The organism is Micromonospora sp. NPDC047756 (assembly GCF_055587245.1).
In genome coordinates, this window is the sequence record NZ_JBVJGQ010000004.1 from 527,655 (window position 1) to 544,402 (window position 16,748).

General features: G+C 73.1%; 16 protein-coding genes. 5 read left to right on the forward strand and 11 right to left on the reverse strand.

Annotated features, from left to right (window positions below; all coding sequences use genetic code 11):
• Positions 1-5: 5 nt before the first annotated feature.
• From ACZ6NZ_RS15645 to ACZ6NZ_RS15670, 6 genes are all read right to left on the reverse strand, one after another.
• Entirely contained in the window at positions 6-791 is a 786-nt protein-coding gene (locus ACZ6NZ_RS15645) for an ABC transporter permease (RefSeq protein ID WP_366610859.1), read from the reverse strand.
• A complete protein-coding gene (locus ACZ6NZ_RS15650) occupies positions 788-1,777 on the reverse strand; it encodes an ATP-binding cassette domain-containing protein (protein WP_465858716.1) in 990 nt (329 codons plus the stop codon). Before ACZ6NZ_RS15650 ends, ACZ6NZ_RS15645 begins: the two co-directional genes overlap by 4 nt.
• Positions 1,778-1,807: 30 nt before the next feature.
• Positions 1,808-4,660, reverse strand: coding sequence for an AfsR/SARP family transcriptional regulator (locus ACZ6NZ_RS15655; protein ID WP_465858717.1), 2,853 nt, complete (start codon positions 4,658-4,660; stop codon positions 1,808-1,810).
• A 43-nt stretch (positions 4,661-4,703) separates the two neighbouring features.
• Entirely contained in the window at positions 4,704-5,225 is a 522-nt protein-coding gene (locus ACZ6NZ_RS15660; RefSeq protein ID WP_465858718.1) for an N-acetyltransferase, read from the reverse strand.
• Positions 5,222-5,512, reverse strand: coding sequence for a type II toxin-antitoxin system TacA family antitoxin (locus ACZ6NZ_RS15665; protein WP_465858719.1), 291 nt, complete (start codon positions 5,510-5,512; stop codon positions 5,222-5,224). Before ACZ6NZ_RS15665 ends, ACZ6NZ_RS15660 begins: the two co-directional genes overlap by 4 nt.
• Before the next feature lie 110 nt (positions 5,513-5,622).
• Positions 5,623-7,593: a potassium channel family protein gene (locus tag ACZ6NZ_RS15670; protein ID WP_465858720.1), complete on the reverse strand. Its 1,971-nt coding sequence runs from the start codon at positions 7,591-7,593 to the stop codon at positions 5,623-5,625.
• A 95-nt stretch (positions 7,594-7,688) separates the two neighbouring features.
• Between ACZ6NZ_RS15670 and ACZ6NZ_RS15675 the strand changes: the two genes are divergently transcribed.
• The 4 genes from ACZ6NZ_RS15675 (at position 7,689) to ACZ6NZ_RS15690 (ending at position 11,688) form a co-directional block, all read left to right on the forward strand.
• The gene (locus ACZ6NZ_RS15675; RefSeq protein WP_465858721.1) at positions 7,689-8,177 is read left to right on the forward strand and encodes an MSMEG_6728 family protein; all 489 of its coding nucleotides are present in this window, start codon (positions 7,689-7,691) and stop codon (positions 8,175-8,177) included.
• 24 nt (positions 8,178-8,201) lie between these two features.
• Positions 8,202-9,755, forward strand: a complete 1,554-nt coding sequence (locus ACZ6NZ_RS15680) for an FAD-dependent oxidoreductase (RefSeq protein WP_465858722.1) — start codon at positions 8,202-8,204, stop codon at positions 9,753-9,755.
• A gap of 67 nt (positions 9,756-9,822) precedes the next feature.
• Positions 9,823-11,031: a hypothetical protein gene (locus ACZ6NZ_RS15685; RefSeq protein ID WP_465858723.1), complete on the forward strand. Its 1,209-nt coding sequence runs from the start codon at positions 9,823-9,825 to the stop codon at positions 11,029-11,031.
• 213 nt (positions 11,032-11,244) lie between these two features.
• Positions 11,245-11,688, forward strand: a complete 444-nt coding sequence (locus ACZ6NZ_RS15690; protein ID WP_091403053.1) for an HNH endonuclease — start codon at positions 11,245-11,247, stop codon at positions 11,686-11,688.
• 70 nt (positions 11,689-11,758) lie between these two features.
• On the opposite strand, the gene ACZ6NZ_RS15695 is transcribed toward ACZ6NZ_RS15690, so the two are convergent.
• The 3 genes from ACZ6NZ_RS15695 to ACZ6NZ_RS15705 all read right to left on the reverse strand — a co-directional run bounded on the left by ACZ6NZ_RS15695 (position 11,759) and on the right by ACZ6NZ_RS15705 (position 14,910).
• Entirely contained in the window at positions 11,759-13,414 is a 1,656-nt protein-coding gene (locus tag ACZ6NZ_RS15695) for a serine/threonine-protein kinase (RefSeq protein ID WP_465858724.1), read from the reverse strand.
• Between the two features lie 78 nt (positions 13,415-13,492).
• Positions 13,493-14,008 (reverse strand): hypothetical protein, encoded by a 516-nt coding sequence (locus ACZ6NZ_RS15700; RefSeq protein WP_465858725.1) that lies wholly within the window; start codon positions 14,006-14,008, stop codon positions 13,493-13,495.
• 128 nt (positions 14,009-14,136) lie between these two features.
• Complete coding sequence (locus ACZ6NZ_RS15705; protein ID WP_465858880.1) at positions 14,137-14,910, reverse strand: enoyl-CoA hydratase/isomerase family protein; 774 nt, start codon at positions 14,908-14,910, stop codon at positions 14,137-14,139.
• A 144-nt stretch (positions 14,911-15,054) separates the two neighbouring features.
• Between ACZ6NZ_RS15705 and ACZ6NZ_RS15710 the strand changes: the two genes are divergently transcribed.
• Complete coding sequence (locus ACZ6NZ_RS15710) at positions 15,055-15,609, forward strand: hypothetical protein (protein ID WP_465858726.1); 555 nt, start codon at positions 15,055-15,057, stop codon at positions 15,607-15,609.
• Here the strand turns inward: ACZ6NZ_RS15710 and ACZ6NZ_RS15715 are convergent.
• Together ACZ6NZ_RS15715 and ACZ6NZ_RS15720 are read right to left on the reverse strand one after the other, a co-directional pair.
• Positions 15,597-16,241 carry a histidine phosphatase family protein gene (locus ACZ6NZ_RS15715; RefSeq protein ID WP_465858727.1) on the reverse strand — a complete coding sequence of 215 codons (645 nt, stop codon included), beginning with the start codon at positions 16,239-16,241 and terminating at the stop codon, positions 15,597-15,599. The genes ACZ6NZ_RS15710 and ACZ6NZ_RS15715 overlap by 13 nt on opposite strands.
• A gap of 86 nt (positions 16,242-16,327) precedes the next feature.
• Positions 16,328-16,747 (reverse strand): VOC family protein, encoded by a 420-nt coding sequence (locus ACZ6NZ_RS15720; protein ID WP_088952055.1) that lies wholly within the window; start codon positions 16,745-16,747, stop codon positions 16,328-16,330.
• Position 16,748: the final 1 nt, after the last annotated feature.

Sequence of the window (16,748 nt, forward strand, 5' to 3'; positions counted from 1 at the left end):
CGGAGTCAGCGGCTCAACCGCTGGTAGCGGCGTACGGCCAGCGGGGCGAACGTCGCGATCAGCAGCACCGGCCACAGCACCGCCAACAGCATCGCGTGCTCCGCCGGCCAGGAGTCACCACCCAGGCCCGGGTTGCCGAACAGTTCGCGGATCGCCGCGACGGTGGCCGACAACGGGTTCCACTCCGAGATCGTCCCGATGACCGGGGGCATCAGTTCGGGCGACACGAAGACGTTGGAGATCGCGGTCAGCGGAAACGCCGCCGGAAAGACGATGACGCCGACGGTGTCCGGGTTGCGGACCAGAAGCGCCAGGTAGATCCCCATCCAGGTGATGGCGACTCGCAGCAGCAGGAGGAGTCCGACGGCCAGAAACGCCCTGCCCACACCCTCTCGCCACTGCCATCCGACGAGCAGGCCGCACACCAGGAGGGTGGACATCTCCAGCAGGGCGCGCAGCAGGTCGGCGGCGCTGCGACCGGTCATCAGGGCGGACCGTGCCATCGGCATCGACCGGAACCGGTCGACCACACCTCGGCTGAGGTCCAGCGCCACGCCGGTCGCCGTGGCCCCCAGCCCGTAGAGCATCGTCATCACGAAGACCCCGGGCAGCAGGAACTCGCGGTAGTCGCCGCCACCCGGCACCTGCATGCCGCTGCCGAACACGTACCCGAAGACCAGCACGAACATGATCGGCAGCGAGAAGTAGAGGATCAGTTCCTCCGGCGCGCGAACCACGTGGGTCATGTTCCGCCTGGTCATCGTCCAACCGTCGACGATCGCCGCGGTCATGCCATCTCCACCTCTCGTCCGGCCCGGACCGGCTCGCGGGACTCATCCGGCCGACGCCCGGTCAGGTGCAGGAATGCCTCGTCCAACGTCGCGCGCCGCAGGCCGATGTCCTCGACCGCGGTCCCGGCGTCGTCCAGTGCGCGCACCACGTCGACCAGGCCGGCGACGCGATCGACCACCGGCACGCTGAGCCGTCGCACCTCCGGGTCGAGTTCGGGCTCCGCGCCGCAGATTCGCGCGACGAGGCGGGCCGCCTGGCTCAGCTCGGCCGCGTCGCGGACCACCACCTCGATCCGGTCGCCGCCGGTCATCGCCTTCAGCTGGTCCGGTGAGCCCTCGGCCACCACCCGACCGGCGTCGATCACCGAGATCTGGTCGGCGAGCTGATCGGCCTCCTCCAAATACTGCGTGGTGAGCAGCACCGTGGTCCCGTCCGCCACCAGACCGCGGACCAGATCCCAGACCTGGTTGCGGCTGCGCGGGTCCAGGCCGGTCGTCGGTTCGTCCAGGAACAGCACCCGCGGCGTACGGATCAGACTGGCCGCGAGGTCCAGGCGGCGACGCATCCCACCCGAGTAGTCGCCGGCGGATCGGCTCGCCGCTTCGTCCAGCCCGAACCGTTCCAGCAGCTCATCGGCGCGTCGGCGGGCCTCCCGTCGGCCGAGCCGGAACAGCCGGCCGAACAGCTCCAGGTTCTGCCGGCCACTGAGGATCTCGTCGACCGCGGCGTACTGCCCGGTCAGCCCGATCCGGGCGCGCACCTCGTCCGGCTGGCGCAGCACGTCGTACCCGGCCACCGTCGCCGTTCCCGTGTCGAGGCGCAGCAGCGTGGTGAGGATCCGTACGGCAGTCGTCTTGCCCGCGCCGTTCGGTCCCAGCAGTCCGTGGACCGTGCCGCTCGGCACGGTCAGGTCGAACTCGTCGAGCGCCCTGGTTGGGCCGTACCGCTTGCCCAGACCCTCGGCGACCACCTCGAATGTCGTCATGCACCCACGGTGCGGCCCGACGCTGACCGGTCACGCACCGCCCGCTGACGGCGGCGCACCGGCCTTCTCCGCCTCGGTGATCTCCTCCAGGACGCGAACGATCTCCGCGCGGGCGGCCTCGCCGACGTACCAGCCGGTGAGCCCGCCGGCCAACGCCTCCTCGCCGAACCGCCGCGCGGCGGCCAGGTCCCCTCGTACCCGGGCCACCTGGGCGAGGCCGAGCCGGGCGCTGGCCACGAACTCGGGCGCGCCGCTGCGCTGCGCGAGGAGCAGCGAACCGGCGAAGTCGTCGTGCGCCGCCGCGAGGTCACCGGCGCGCAGCCTGATCTCACCTCGGGTACGCAGCATGTCGGCCTGGTCGACGGCCGACCCGAGTGCCTCGACCAACCCCATGGCCTCGTCCATGTGAGCGCCAGCAGTTCCCGCATCGCCCTGCCAGGCGGCCAGTTCGCCGAGCGCACCGAGCGTGATCATGGTGCCCCACCGGTCCCCGGTGCTGCGGAAGCCGTCGAGCGCCGTGGTCAGCGCGATCCTGGCCCGGTCCCACTGGTCGCTCCACATCAGGGCCGCGCCGCTGCCCATCGCGCCGAGGGCGTTGATCCACGGGTCCGAGCCGACCAGCCGCCGCAACTCCCCCATCAGCTCGTCGACATCCTCGGCGCCGCCGGACGGCGGCCCGGTCGAGATCCCCGACAGGTACAGCAGGAACGGTTGTCGGGGCGCCCGGTCCAGGCTGCGGATCACCGACGACTGCGTCCCGACGATCGGCAGGTGGCCGACGCCCGCGAGCGAGGCGTTGTAGACGCAGAGGGCGAACTCTTCGCTCAGCCCCGGCGGCGCTTCGGTGCCGAGCAGGTCGAGGACGTCGGCTGCCAGCCGCGCCCCTTCTCCCCGCATGCCGCGCAGCCACCAGTAGAACGACAGGGCAGCGACCATCCCGGCCGCGTCGGACGCGTCACCGGCCGCGGTGGCCCGGCGCAACGCCGCGTGCAGGTTGTCCCGCTCGGCATCCAGCAGTCGCAGCCAGTGCAGTTGCTCCGCGCACCGGAGGTGGTCGCTGGCGGTCCAGGCGAACTCCAGGAAGTACGCGGTGTGCGCGCGGCGCAGCTGGTCGGCCTCGCCGGCCTCGGCGAGACGCTCGGCGCAGAAGGCCCGCACCGTCTCGAGCATCCGGTACCGGCCACCCGTCAGCTCCACGAAGGACTTGTCGACCAGGCCGGTCAGCGCGTCGACGAACTCGGCGGTGGGCAGGCCACAGACCCGCTCGGCCGCCTCCAGCGTGGCCCCACCGGCGAAGACGGTCAGCCGTCGGGCCACTTTCCGTTCGGCGTCGTCGAGCAGATCCCAACTCCACCCGACCACGGCCCGCAGGGTGCGGTGTCGCGGCGACGCGGCCCGGTTGCCCGTCGACAACAGCCGGAACCGGTCGTCGAGGCGGGCGGCCACCTCGGTGACCGGCAACGCCCGCAGCCGCGCGGCGGCCAACTCGATCGCCAGCGGCAGGCCGTCCAGGCTGCGGCAGATCCGCAGCACCATCTCGACGTTGGCCGGCGTGACGGTGAAGTCGGGCGAGACGTCGGCGGCCCGTTGGGCGAAGAGGCCAACCGCCGCGTAGTCGTCAACGTCCGGCGCGGACGCGCCGAGCGGTGGCAGGCTGAGCCCGGACAGCGGGCACAGCGCCTCACCGGGCAACCCCAGCGGCTCCCGACTGGTGGCCAGGACGCGCAACGCCGGGCACGCGCTCAGCAACCGGGCCGCCAGCCGGGCCGCGTCGACGAGAACGTGCTCGCAGTTGTCGAGCACCAGCAGCAGTCGCCGCTCGGCCAGCGCCTCGACCAGCCGGTCGGTGGTCTGCCAGCCCGGCTCGGCCGGGGCGCGCAGGCCCGCGTCGCGCAGGCCGAGCGCGCTCAGCACCGCCTGCGGAACGTCCGAGCCATCGGCCAGGCCGGCCAGCTCGACGAAACGGACCTCCCCGTCGACACGGCCGGCGGCCTCGATCGCCAGGCGCGTCTTGCCCGCGCCGCCGGGGCCGGTGAGGGTGACGAGCCGCCGCTCTCCGAGCAGCTCACCGACGCGCTTCAGCTCATCCTCGCGCCCGACGAAGGTGGTGAGTTGACTCGGCAGCACCGGTTCGGCAGGCCCCCGTTCCGCACCACGCAGCACCGCCAGGTGAACGGCGGCCAGCTCCGCCGACGGGTCGACGCCGAGCTGCGCGGCCAGCGTGTGTCGGGCGTCCTCGAACTCGGCCAGCGCCTCCGCCGGCCGGCCCAGTGCCGCCAGGGCACGCATGAGCTGGCCCCGCGCGCGCTCGCGCAGGGGATGCGCGACGACCACCTCCCGCAACTCCGCGATCAGGGCGCTCTGTGCGCCCAACGCCAGGTCGGCCTCGACCCGATCCTCGATGGCGGCCAACCGCAGCTCGTCCAGCCGGGCCGCCTGGGCGGGCGTGCCGGCTGCGCCGACGGCATCGGCGAGGGCGGGCCCACGCCACAGCTCCAGCGCCTCGCGCAACACCGCCGCCGCCCGGGGCCAGTCGCCGTTGACCAACGCGCGTCGTCCGTCCCCGGCGAGCCGCTCGAAGCGGTACGCGTCGACGTCGTCGGGGTCCACCGCCAGGCGGTAACCGGCCGGATGGAACTCGACCGGGTCGTGCTCGGCGGACAGGGCCTGGCGCAGCCTCGACACCTGGGACTGGAGCGCGTTGGCCGCGCCTCGGGGCGGGTGTTCCCCGTACAGGCCGTCGATCAGGCGCTCGGCGGAGACGACCCGACCCGCGTCGAGCAGGAGCAGCGCCAGCAATGCGCGCAGCCGCGGACCGCCCACGGGAATCTCTCGCCCGTCGGCCAGCACCACCTGGGTCGGCCCCAGGATGCGGAAACGCATGTGATCGATTGTCGCTCAGTGCCGACCGGTTCCGGCTGACCGATCAGCCGCTGAGCGCGCGGCGAAGGTCCTTCATCAACAGCAACAGGTGCATGGGGTCGGTAGGGCTGGCCTCGAACTTCGCCAGACCCTGGTAGAAGTCGCGGGCGGCTTCCGTTTCGCAGTGAATGAGCACCGCGCGTACGCCGATGACTTCCGAGGCGGAGGCTATCCGCCGTAGTGCGTCGACCACCAGTGCTCGGCCCAGCCCGACGCGCTGGGCGCTGCGGTCGACCCCGAGCCGAGTGAGGATCACGACCGGTTGGTGGTAGCGGCCCGCCCCCTGCTGTAGGCGGGGCGAGGCATCGGCGGGGGCGACGCTGCCGGCAGCCAGGGCGTAGTAGCCGGCCACTCGCTGATCGGGGTGCTCGTTGTTCCGCACCACATACACCCGGGACAAACCCGCCCGGTGGGCTTGTAGGGCATGCTCGGTCAGCCACACCGACTGCGCGCGGGAGCCGCAGTCGAACCCGGTCACCGCGCACTCGGCCGACAGCGGCTCGACCGCGGAGAAGCGGGAACTCACCGTGGCGCACCATCAGTCGGCGGGTCGAGCGCCGTCGGACCGGTCAACAGTTCCCGCAGCCCGCCAACGTCCTGCGCCGGCCCCTGCAACGCCTCGTCGAAAACCCGCCAGGCGTCCTCATCCAGCAGAAAGGCCCGCCGGTCGGCGAGCACATCCGCCGCTGCTTCGGTCGCTGCCTTCAAGACGAACGTCGACACGCTGTCTCCGGCTGCTTGACTGGCCGCCTCCAGCAACGCCTTCTGCTGCTCATCCACCCGCAGGTGCAGCCGCTCTGCCTTCGCACTCACTCCCCAAGCGTACGCACAACGTACGCCACTTACAACTACAACCGCGCAGCTGCGGAGACCGCTCTCCCTGGCGGCGGCACCTCGCCGACGGCGAGGATCACCTCAGCAGCTCAGCCCACCTCGGCGGTCCCGTCATGCCGGCGGGTCGGCTCATGTTCGTCAGCTTGACTGCCGTTGGTCGCCGAGGGCGCATCTCCGCCGGGAGAAGCGGGATGCGCCGCGCCGGCCCCCGAGCCCGTCTGGCCCGGCACCGAGGGGGACGCCGCCGCCGGGGTGGGCAGCCCGCCGTGCACCACCCCGCCCGGCCGGGGCACCTGGACCGGGTGGGCGGGCGGCGCGCACTGCCGGGTCAGCCAGTCCAGCCCGCGCCGCCGGGCGACGACGGTCAGCCGGTCGCCGGCGAAGATCACCTGGCGGGGGTCGAGGTCCTTCCACCAGATGGTCCTGGCACCGCCCGCCGGGGTACGGGCGATCAACCGGACCTGCCCGTCCCGGTTGACCACGTCCAGCGGTCGACCGTCCAACTCGGAGCCGGCGGCGACCGGCACCTCGGCGACCGGGAGCGCGTGCCGGTCGACCGGGATGGTGCTGATCACGGCGCGTTCGGTGAGCGCCCCGATGAAGGCCGGAGCGGCCAGGTAGGAGACCGAGCGGGACACCCCGAGCGCGAAGGTCTCCTCCACCCGTTCGGCGAAGTCACCGTCGAAGAGCCGCAGCACCACGCGCAGGTCGGCACGGAGGTCGCGGGCAGCGAGCGCCGCCTCCAGGTTGGCCACGTCGTCGGTGGACGCCACCACCAGCGCCTGGCAGTCGGCCACCGAGGCGGCGACGAGTGTCTCCGGCAACGCGGCGTCGCCGACGATCAGCGGCACCTCCAGTTGGCGGGCCAGGGCGGCGCCGCGCGGCTCCGGATCCTTGTCGATCGCCACCACCTCGACGTCGTACTCACGGAGCTGCGCCATCACCCGGGTGCCGACGTTGCCCAGGCCGATCACCACCACGTGCCCGGCCCGCGCGGGTTGCAGGCGGCCGGTGTGCAGGGCCAGCCGGGCGTTGACGATGCCGTCCACCACGACGGCGGTGATCAGAGGGATCAGCGCCAACCCGGCCAGGTTGAGCACCACCTGCATGATCTGGGCGTCCGCCGTCTTCGTGGTGTCCGGGTCGGCGCCGCTGAGCGTGGTGACCAGCGTCAGGTAGAGCGCCTCCAGCGGAGAGACGTCCTCGGCCCGGGAGATCAGCGCACCCAGCACGGCGATCAGCGCGAGCACCACCATCACCGCGATGCCGATCTTGCGGGTGGCGAAGCCCCGTACCGCCCCCACCACCACCGCGACCGGACGACGCCGTCGACGCGCCCGGACCAACCGGCGGGCGGCCACCTCGGTGCCCGGTGGTTGACCGGTCGCCTCGGCCAGCACCAGGTCGGCGCCGGCCTGCTCGGCCGGCAGCAGCTCCACCCCCTGCGCCTCGCTCAGGTGCGCCAACGCGCAGACCACGTCCTGCGGTCGGACGTCGGCCCGACGCGCCACCCGCAGCGTCTTGTCCCGGTGTTGGAAGGAGCTCGGGTCGACCTCGTTGAGTGCCGCGGCCACGAAGGCCGGCGCGGCCATCTCGGCGTCGGAGAGCACCTCGACCGGGGCCTTGAGCAGCTTGCGTACGCCGTCGGCGAGGGTGCCGTTGAACATCCGCAGCACCTGGCGGACCCGCTGGTCGACAGCCTGGGCGCAGAGCGCGGCGTGCAGGTTGCCCACGTCGTCCTGGTGCAACAGGGCCAGCCCGGTCGCGCCGGCCAGACCGGCGGTCTCGAAGGTGGCCACGTCCAGCCGGTCCGAGCGGACCACCCGGACCCCGCGCAGCCCGGCCACGTCCGGCCCGTTGCTGCGGTAGCGCTCCGGCACCACGACTGTCACCCGGGCCCCACCGACCGGCAGCTCGGATTCGAGCAATGCCCGGGCCACGTAGTAGGCGAGCGCGTCCTTGCCACAGATCACGTAGTGCGGGCGCGGATCACCGACGGACCGCAGTCGCCAATTCCACTCGACCGCCCGTCGCGCCCGGTCCCGCCACGGCTCCGCCATGCCCGGATCGTAATCAGCACGGCCACGGTGGGCGACCCCGTCCGGATCATCCCGCGACCAGGTATGTCCGCCCCGGCGACGGGTAGAGCAGCGGCATGCAGACGTTCCTCCCGTACCCGGGCTTCCTGGCCAGCGCCCGCACGCTGGACCAGAAGCGGCTCGGCAAGCAGCGGGTGGAGGCCATCCAGGTGCTGCGCGGGCTCACCCGACCCGGGTACGGCTGGCGTAACCACCCGGCCGTGAAGATGTGGGCCGGGTACGAGGAGGCGCTCGTCCGCTACGGGCTGGACATGTGCGCGGTCTGGACCGAGCCGGGGCGGGCCGACACCTGCGCCACCACGATGACCGTCGACCTCGCCGACGCCTGCGGGTCCGGCGTCGTACGCACCCAGGACGAGCTGGCCCGAGCGGGTGAGCTGCCACCGTGGCTGGGCCGCGACGACCTGCACCTCAGTCACCGCTCGTCGCTGCTGCGCAAGGACCCGGCGCACTACCGCCCGCTGTTCGGCGACGACGTGCCGGAGGACCTGGAGTACGTCTGGCCGGCCTCCGACCGCCCCCGCCGCTGCCTACCAGCCGACTGAGCCGAGGTGGGGCAGACTGGGCCCATGGCGCTGTCGCAAGTGGTGGGTCGGCTGATCGGCGTACGGCAGCACCAGGTGGACCCGGGCGGTGGTGGCGCCGACCGGGTGCCGCGACCGACCACGGCGCTGGTGGTGGGTGGCGGCATCGCCGGGATGTCGGCGGCGGTGGTGTTGGCCGAGCGGGGTGTGGCGGTCACGGTGCTGGAGGCGGCACCGACGCTCGGCGGTCGACTGGGTGCCTGGCCGGAGACGCTCGCCGACGGCAGCCAGCAGAACGAGCACGGCTTCCACGCGTTCTTCCGGCAGTACTACAACTGGCGGTCCATCCTCCGCCGGATCGACAGTGACCTGGGTTTTCTCAAGCCGATTCCGGGCTATCCGATCCTCAGCGAGCAGTGGCCGACCGAGGAGTTCGGCAGGTTGCCGCCCGCGCCACCGGCGAACCTGCTGGCGCTGCTGCTGCGCAGCCCCAGCCTGCGCCTGGCCGACCTGCGGGTGATGGACCGCGACGCGGCGCTGCCGCTGCTCAGCTACGACCCGGTGCGCACCTACGCGGACCTGGACGACACCACGGCCGACGAGTTGCTGGCGTCGCTGCGACTGCCGGACCGGGCGCGGGCGATGCTGTTCGAGGTCTTCTCGCACTCGTTCTTCAACCACGAGGCGGAGATGTCGGCCGCCGAGATGGTCGCCCAGTTCCACTTCTATCTGCTCGGCAACCCGGAGGGGCTGGCCTTCGACTGCCCCGACGAGGACTACGCCACGGCGATCTGGGAGCCGCTGACCCGGCACGTGGAGAAGCACGGTGGCCGGGTGCTGACCGGCTGCGCCGCCACCGGCGTGCACCGCGACGCCGCGGGGTGGCGGGTGACGACCACCGACGGAAGCAGCCATCCGGCGGGTCACGTCGTGCTCGCCGTCGACCCGCCGGCGCTCGCCGCGCTGGTGGCGGCCTCCCCGGACCTGGCCGAGCAGGCACCCGAGCTGGCGGCACGGATGCCGGCCTTCGGCACCCCCGGCCCGCCGTACGCGGTGGCGCGGTACTGGTGTGACGGGGACGTGGCCGCCGAGCGGGCGGTGTTCAGCGGCGTGTCCCGCCAGCCCACTCTGGACTCGGTGACGCTCTACCACCGGCTGGAGAACGAGTCGCGGCGCTGGGCGCAGCAAACCGGCGGCTCGGTCGTCGAGCTGCACGCGTACGCCTGCGAGCCCGGCGTGCCGGCCGAGGAGCTGGCCGAGCGGATGCGCCGCGAGCTGGTCGCGCTCTGGCCGGAGGCCGGCGACCTGCGGGTCCGCGAGCTGCGGGCCCGGGTGGAGGCGCAGGCGCCGGCCTTCACGCCGGGCAGCCACGCCTGGCGACCGGGGGTACGCACCGACGCGACCGGCCTCTACCTGGCCGGCGACGGCATCGCCACGGACTTCCCGAGCGCGTTGATGGAACGCTCGGCCGCGACCGGGATCATCGCCGCGAACCACATCCTGCGCGCCGAGGGGGGCGCGGCCGAGCCGGTGCGCTCGATCCGACCGCGTGGCCTGCTGGCCGGCCGCACCGGGTCAAATCGACAAAACGAGACATAAGCCACGGTACGCTGCCGTACGCTCGAAAGATCAACCGTCGATCGGCCGGGCGGGAGGGCAGCGGGAGATGTCACCACTGCACCGCGCCGACGCGGAGAACGGCTCGTCGACGGACGAGATCGGCCGCGACGACGCGTACCCGCTGATCCGCGACGAGCGCGCCTGCATCGTCACCGCGCTCCGGCTGGGCTGGTGGATGGCGGACGCCTACCACCACGGCCAGCACGCGGAGCCCAGCGCCTTCGCCGAGACCCGCCCCGCCGTACCGCCGGCCAAACTCTCCAACCTCACCGAGATGTCCGCCCACCGTCGGATGCGGATGTACCTCGACGGGGTGGACGTCGCCCTGGCCCAGATCGCCGACCTCACCCGGCACACCGGGCCGGCGCCCGACACGTCGGCGGCCCGGGCCCTGCTCCCCGACCCGGGCCAGCCCGACCCCGCCGACCCGGTGCCGCTGCTGCTCGCCCTCGACGACCTCAACGTGGAGGTGCTGCGCTGGGCGATGGCCGCCAACCACCGGGTCGGGCTGGCCTACCGCCTGGGCCGGTCAGTGGCCGACACCGTCCGAGCCGGCGACGTCACGCAGTTGCTACGGCAGTTCGGCGGCCGGCAGGTCCAGATCAGCCGGTGGCTGGACGAGTTGGCCACGGTGCTGCCGCCGTACTCGGCCGCTGTGGTGCGCCGCTCGCTGGCCGCCTGGGCGAGCGCCGTCGACCGCGCCGGTCACGGGGACCCGACCGAGCCGACGCCCGCCACCCTGAGCCGGGCGCTGCGCGGCCAGGGCGACCTCTGGCGCGACGTGCTCACCGGCGGCCTGCACCCGCGCGACCTGCTCGACGAGGAGGACTACGCGGTGATCGCCCGGAACCTGATCATCCGAGACCGGCGACTGGTGGCGCAGGCGGCCCGCGGCATCTTCTGGCCGGTGCTCGTACCCCTGCTGCTCGTGCTCTTCGCGGTCGTCGGGGTGAGTGCCGCAGCGGCCGCCGGCTCACCGACCACCCGGGCCACGGTCGCGCTGGTGGGTCTCGGCGCCGGGTTGGCCGCGATCTGGCGGTCGGTCTCCGGGCCCGCGCTGTCCGTCGCCGCTGAGGTCAACCGGCCGCTGCTGGACAGTGAACTCACCGCACGGATGGCGCTGCGGCTGAACCGACCGCTGACCACAGCCCAGGTCTCCGCCAGAACAGTTCCCCGCACCCGCCGCCAGCGGCGTCCTGACGGGGCCGCCCGATCGAAATACGTTGCCCGTGTCTCCCGGGTCGACCTACCGTGAGCGCGCAAGGTCAACCACCACCGCGGGAGCAGCTCATGACGATGTGGCACGTCAGCATCGTGCTGTCGACGCTGCCCGGCGACGGTTGCCGAGCGGAAGGTCCCTGGGCGGGCCGGCCCGACTGACGCGTGTCCTGACGCGCCGAGCCGCCCCGTCCCCACAGCCGGACCGGGCGGCTTCTTGCTGTCCGCCACCAACTGGAAAGGAGTCCCGGTGGATGCCGTCCTCGTCATCAACGCCGACCTCGGCCCGCTGCACCGGGTCACCGTCCAACACGCCGTCCGCATGCTCTGCCGTCGGGTGGCCGAGATCCACGAGGCCGAGCCGGACCGGGTGATCGGGGTCTTCCCGATGCCCCGGGTGGTGCGGCTGGTCCGCTTCGTCGTCACCCGGTGGAGGTTCAACTCCGGGCCGGCCTGGTCCCGGGCCGGTGTGCTGCGCCGCGACGACAGGTGCTGCGCGTACTGCGGCGGCCCGGCCTCCACCATCGACCACATCCTGCCCCGCTCGCGCGGCGGCCGGAACACCTGGCGGAACACCACCGCCGCCTGCTACGCCTGCAACCAGCGCAAGGGGGACCGGACGCCGGCCGAGGCGGGCATGCCGCTGCGCCGGGAGCCGGTGAACCCGGGCTGGGCGGCGCTGGCCGGGCGGTGACGGACCGGCCGGCGGGAACGGGGGGCCGCGTCCCGGGTACGACCCGGGCGCGGCACCCGCCGGCCCCCGATCAGGCGGAGCGTTCCTTGACCTTCGGCTTCAACTGGCCGCTGGGGCACTGAACCCGGATCTCGCTGCGGTGCTCCGGCGAGACCAACTCGACCACGATCTGCTTGGCCGGCCCCGGGTCGTACCCCTCGGCCCGGAAACCGGGTGCGACCACCACGGTGAGCACCTCGACCGACTTCCCCACGCAACGGGCGGTGACCGTTCCGCCGCGCGCGTCGACCGGTACGCCGACGCCAGGTGTCGGGGTCGGCGCGGGCGGGGTCGGAGGCGGTCCCGCGGTGGTTGCCGTCGGGCCCGGGACCGCTGGCACGCCCGGACCGACCGGAGGGCTGGTTCGGGTAGCGGGCGAGCTTTTCCTGGTCGGCGGCACGACGGACGGTTCGGCATGGGCCGCTTCGGTCGGGTCCTCGGCGCGGGGCATCCCCACCGTGGTGGTGCCGGGGCCGCTGCCGGTCGGCGCGGCGACCTGTCCCTGTCGATTACTGAAGTCACCGAGCGACCCGGCGAGCGCCACGGCGGCGATCACAGCTCCGCCGACCGTCAGAATGGCCCGCCCCCGACGCCACCTCCCGCGCCTCATCCGCCCCGCCGAATCGCCCGTCGTTCCGGCACCCGCCGGCCTGGCGCTGGTCGACCCGGTGCCGGCCTGCCCGGTGCCGGCCTGCTCGGGGGTGCTGGTCTGCTCGGTGCCGGTCTGCCCGGTGCCGGTCTGCCCGGTGCCGGTCTGCCCGGTGCCGGTCTGCTCGGTGCCGGTCTGCTCGGTGCCGGTCTGCTCGGCGACGTCGGCCGCCTGCTCGGCGACGGCGGCTGCCGGGTGGGCGGCGACGGCAGCCGCCTCGGGGGCGGCACCGCTGGCGGCGGCGAGCAGAATGCGGGCCGCGTCGGCGGCCGGAGGCCGATCGCCGGGGTGGGCGGCCAGGCACCAGCGGTAGAGCCGGTGCACCTCGGGCGGCACGCCGTCGATCGCGGGCAGCGGGTCCGGTTCGACGGGCGTGTGCGCGCGGACCATCCGGGTCTGCGCCTCGGCGGGCCACGGCAACCGGCCGGTGAGCACCCGGTGAAGCAGTAGGCCGAGGGCGTACACGTCGCTGGCCGGCCGCACCTCGCCAGCCTGCAACCGCTCCGGCGCCAGGTACGCCGGCGTACCCATCAGCCGCCCCTCGAAGTCGATCTCCGGCGCTCCGACGGCTGCCGCGATGCCGAAGTCGAGCACCTTCGCGCCGGTCGGCGTGAGCATCACGTTGGCCGGCTTGATGTCGCGGTGCACCAACCCCTGCTCGTGCGCCGCGGCGAGCGCCGAAGCCACCTCGGCACACACCCGCAGACCCGCGCGCGGAGGCAACGGCCCGACCACCAGCCGGCGCTCCAGGGTGTGACCGCCGAGCAACTCCATCACCACGAACGGGACCTCGGCACCGTCCACCGCCGACTCACCGTAGTCGTAGACGCTGGTGACGTGCGGGTGCGACAGCCGGGCCGCGGCCTTCGCCTCGCCTCGGATCCGTTGCCGGGCGTCGGTGTCCGAGACGACCAGCACCTTCACCGCCACGTCCCGTTCGAGCACCTCGTCGTACGCCCGATGAACCGCCGACATGCCGCCACTGCCGAGGCGCTCGAGGAGCCGGTAGCGGCCCGCAAGCAACTGATCACGCTGCACGACGGACAGCCTGCCGCACCGCCCTGAGTTTCGGTTACCCGGGATCGAGGTGTTGCGATGGGTGGGAGCGGGATGCGGCTACCGTCCGCGCAGATCCGGGTGGGCGCGCAGGAACGCCTCGCCACGGCGGGCGTTGCGGAAGACCGACACGATCAGCATCGCCCAGATCACCAGCAGCAGCCCACCGATCACCGCGAAGAACGGCGCGAACGCCAGGAATGCCTGACCGACGCTCGTCATCGCCAACCCGGCGACGAGCAGGACAGACCAGCGCTGGCCGGCGAACTCACGGGCGGTCTCCACGAGAAGGGCCGGGTCTTCGTCCGCCTCGGGTGTGCCGCGTCGGACCTGGCGCGCCAGCCGTCGCCGATGCGACCAACTCAGCGCCAACAGTGGCGACCGCCGCGCAGCCCGGTGGCGGCCGGTCCGTACGGCCCAGACGATCGCGGCGACCTCGACGATGATTCCGAGAATCACCAACACGAGCCCCAGGCTTCTGGCCCAGCCCGGCGGATCGCCGTCGAAGATGCCGGTGTTCTGGCCGCCCTTCGCGACACCGACCGCGAGCGCGCCGACCACGGCGGACAGCAGCACGAAACCAAGTATCAGGCGAAGTAGCCGGCCGTTCCGGTCCGGATTCGTCGCTGTCGCGTCCATAGTGGCCCCCCGATCACCGCGTCGAGGACATCTACCCATCGACGGAGGCGGCTGAACCTGCCGACTCAGGCGTCGGTCGGTGGCCGCCAGGCGAAGCGGGGCGTACGCCGCTCGGTCACCGCCGCGACCCCCTCGCGGGCCTCGCCGGTCGTCGTCACCTTCCGGTGCCACCAGGCGATCCGCGCGGGCTCGGCGCGATCGTCGATGATCTCCTTCGCGGCGGCGATGCTCAGCGGGGACCGCTGGGCGATCGTCGCCGTCAGTTCGTCCACCCGGGCGGCGAGCTGGTCGACCGGCAGCACCTCGTCGACCAGGCCGATCCGCAGGGCGCGCTCGGCGTCGATCAGCTCTGCGGTGAACAGCAGATGTTTGGCGGCGGACGGGCCGACCAGCCGGGCCAGCCGGCGCGTGGTCGGTGCCGGATAGACCAACCCGAGCCGGGCCGGCGGTACGCCGAAACGGGCGTCGGCGGCGGCGATCCGCAGATCGCAGGCGACGGCGAGTTGGGCCCCGCCGCCGACGCAGGCACCCCGGATGGCCGCGATCGTCGGCCTGCCGAAGCGGGCCAGCCGTTCCTCGGCCGCCACCGCGATGCTGGCGTCACCGGCGTCCAGCAACTCGGCCAGGTCACCGAGGTCCGCGCCCGCGCAGAAGGCGTCGCCGGCACCGGTGAGCACCAACGCCCGTACGTCGGGGTCGGGCTCCAGCCGGTCGAGCACTTCGGGGAGCTGACGCCACATGGCCGCGGTCATCGCGTTGCGCCGGGCCGGGTTGCTGATGACGACGGTGGCGACCGGCCCGGTCACCTCGACTGTCAACTCCGCGTCCGACACGTCCACCCCTTCCCGCGTCACCGTGAGCGACGCCGCCGATCTGGTCGCCGGCACCGCGCGCCGGTGCGGCGACCATAGCGAAGGCGACCGGCCAGTCCCGGCGCAGGCACGAACGGGGAACCGACGGTTGGGGTGACGCGTCCGACGGGGATGAGACCCGCATCGACGATCGCCGTCACCGCCGCGCTCCTGACCGCGCTCCTGACCGGTTGCACCAGCGTCGACCGAGCCCCCACCACCGCCACCCCGACCCAGCCGTCGGCCACCACCGCTTCCGGTCCGGCCACCCCGGCCACGGGCACCTCGTTGCCGACCGCGGCTCCCACGGTCAGCGCCGGGGCCAGCGCGGTGGCCCCCCGAGTGACGTTGCGGATCTCCGGTGGCTTCGCCGGTCGCGGGGACGCCATCGTCGTCGAGCCGGACGGCCAGTGGACCGTGACGGACCGGGCCGGGGGCCGGCGCATCGGCCGGCTCGACCCCGCCGATCAGGGCATCCTGGCGGGGCTGGCCGTGGACCCGCGGCTCGCCAGCGAGGCGCGACGGCCGACCACCGCGCCCGCATGCTCGGACGTGATGCACTACCGCCTCACCGTGGCCGGCAACGACACCGGCTACACCACCTGCCCGGAGGACGGGACCCCGCCGCCGGCCACCCAGGCGGTGGTCAAGCTGCTCCTGCGGACCACCGGGACCTACGTCAGATAGTCCGGGGGCAGGCCGGTGCCCCGCAGCTCCGGCGGTAGGTGGGCCACGTCGTTGAGGGCGATCAGATTCGGCGGGCCGGCCGCGCTGTAGCGGATGACGGTCAGCCCGGCGTTGTGCGCGTTCAAGCCCAGCCAGCGCCACTCCGGCGCGTCGAGGGCGTGCCGCACCAGCCAGGCGATCAGGAAACTGTGCGTCACGACCAGCTCGCGGACCGGTTCGCCGCCGGCGGGGCCCTCGGCGACCGGGCTGGCGAACCGTCGCACCGCGTCCGCCGTCACTCGCGGCCCGTCGGCCCGCTCGGCCGCCGAGAACTGCTTCAGGAACTCGGCGTACGCGGGCGGCAGGCCAGCCGGGTCCGTGTCGTGTGGGAGGTGGTCGCCGGCCAGCTCCGTCTCGTACACCGGAACGTCGGGCAGCGACCTGGCGACCAGCTCAGCGGTCTGTGCGGCCCGGCGCAGCGGCCCGTGGTGGACGGCGGCGAACCGCCGGGCCCCCAGGCGTTCGCCCAGCAGGGTGGCCTGCCGCCGGCCGCGCTCCGACAGGCCGGTATCCGGTTCGCCGGCGTCCGGCCCGCTCGGCTCGGGGAGATCCTGCTCGGCGTGCCGGGTGAGGTACAGCAGTCGGGTCACCATGATCGCCACCTCAACACACCGGGAGGTACAAGTTCGACCCCGTACCTCCCGGTGCTGACGCGGCGGCCCGGCTGATCGCCCGCCCGCTACGCCCGGGGGAACATCTGACCGATGCGGATCCGGTTGCCGAACGGGTCCCGGATGCCGAAGTCGATCCCGTACGGGCGCTCGGTCGGCTCGTCGGTGATCTCGACGCCCTTCGCCACCAGATCCTCGTGCGTCTTGCGGGCGTCGTCGGTGGTCATGAAGAGGTACCCGCCGAGGGCACCCTTGGTGAGCAGCTCCCGGACCTGCTCGGCGGTGGCCGGGTCCAGCGCGGGCGGGCCGGGCTTCTCCAACAGGATCTCGCGCTCCGGGTCGCCGGGCAGGTTGACAGTGAGCCACCGCATGAAGCCGAGGTCCTGGTCGGTGTTGACCTCCATGCCGAGCTTGTTGACGTAGAAGTCAAGCGCGGCGTCCTGGTCGAGGACGTAGATCTGGGAGCGGCTGATCGCGTTCATCGTCATG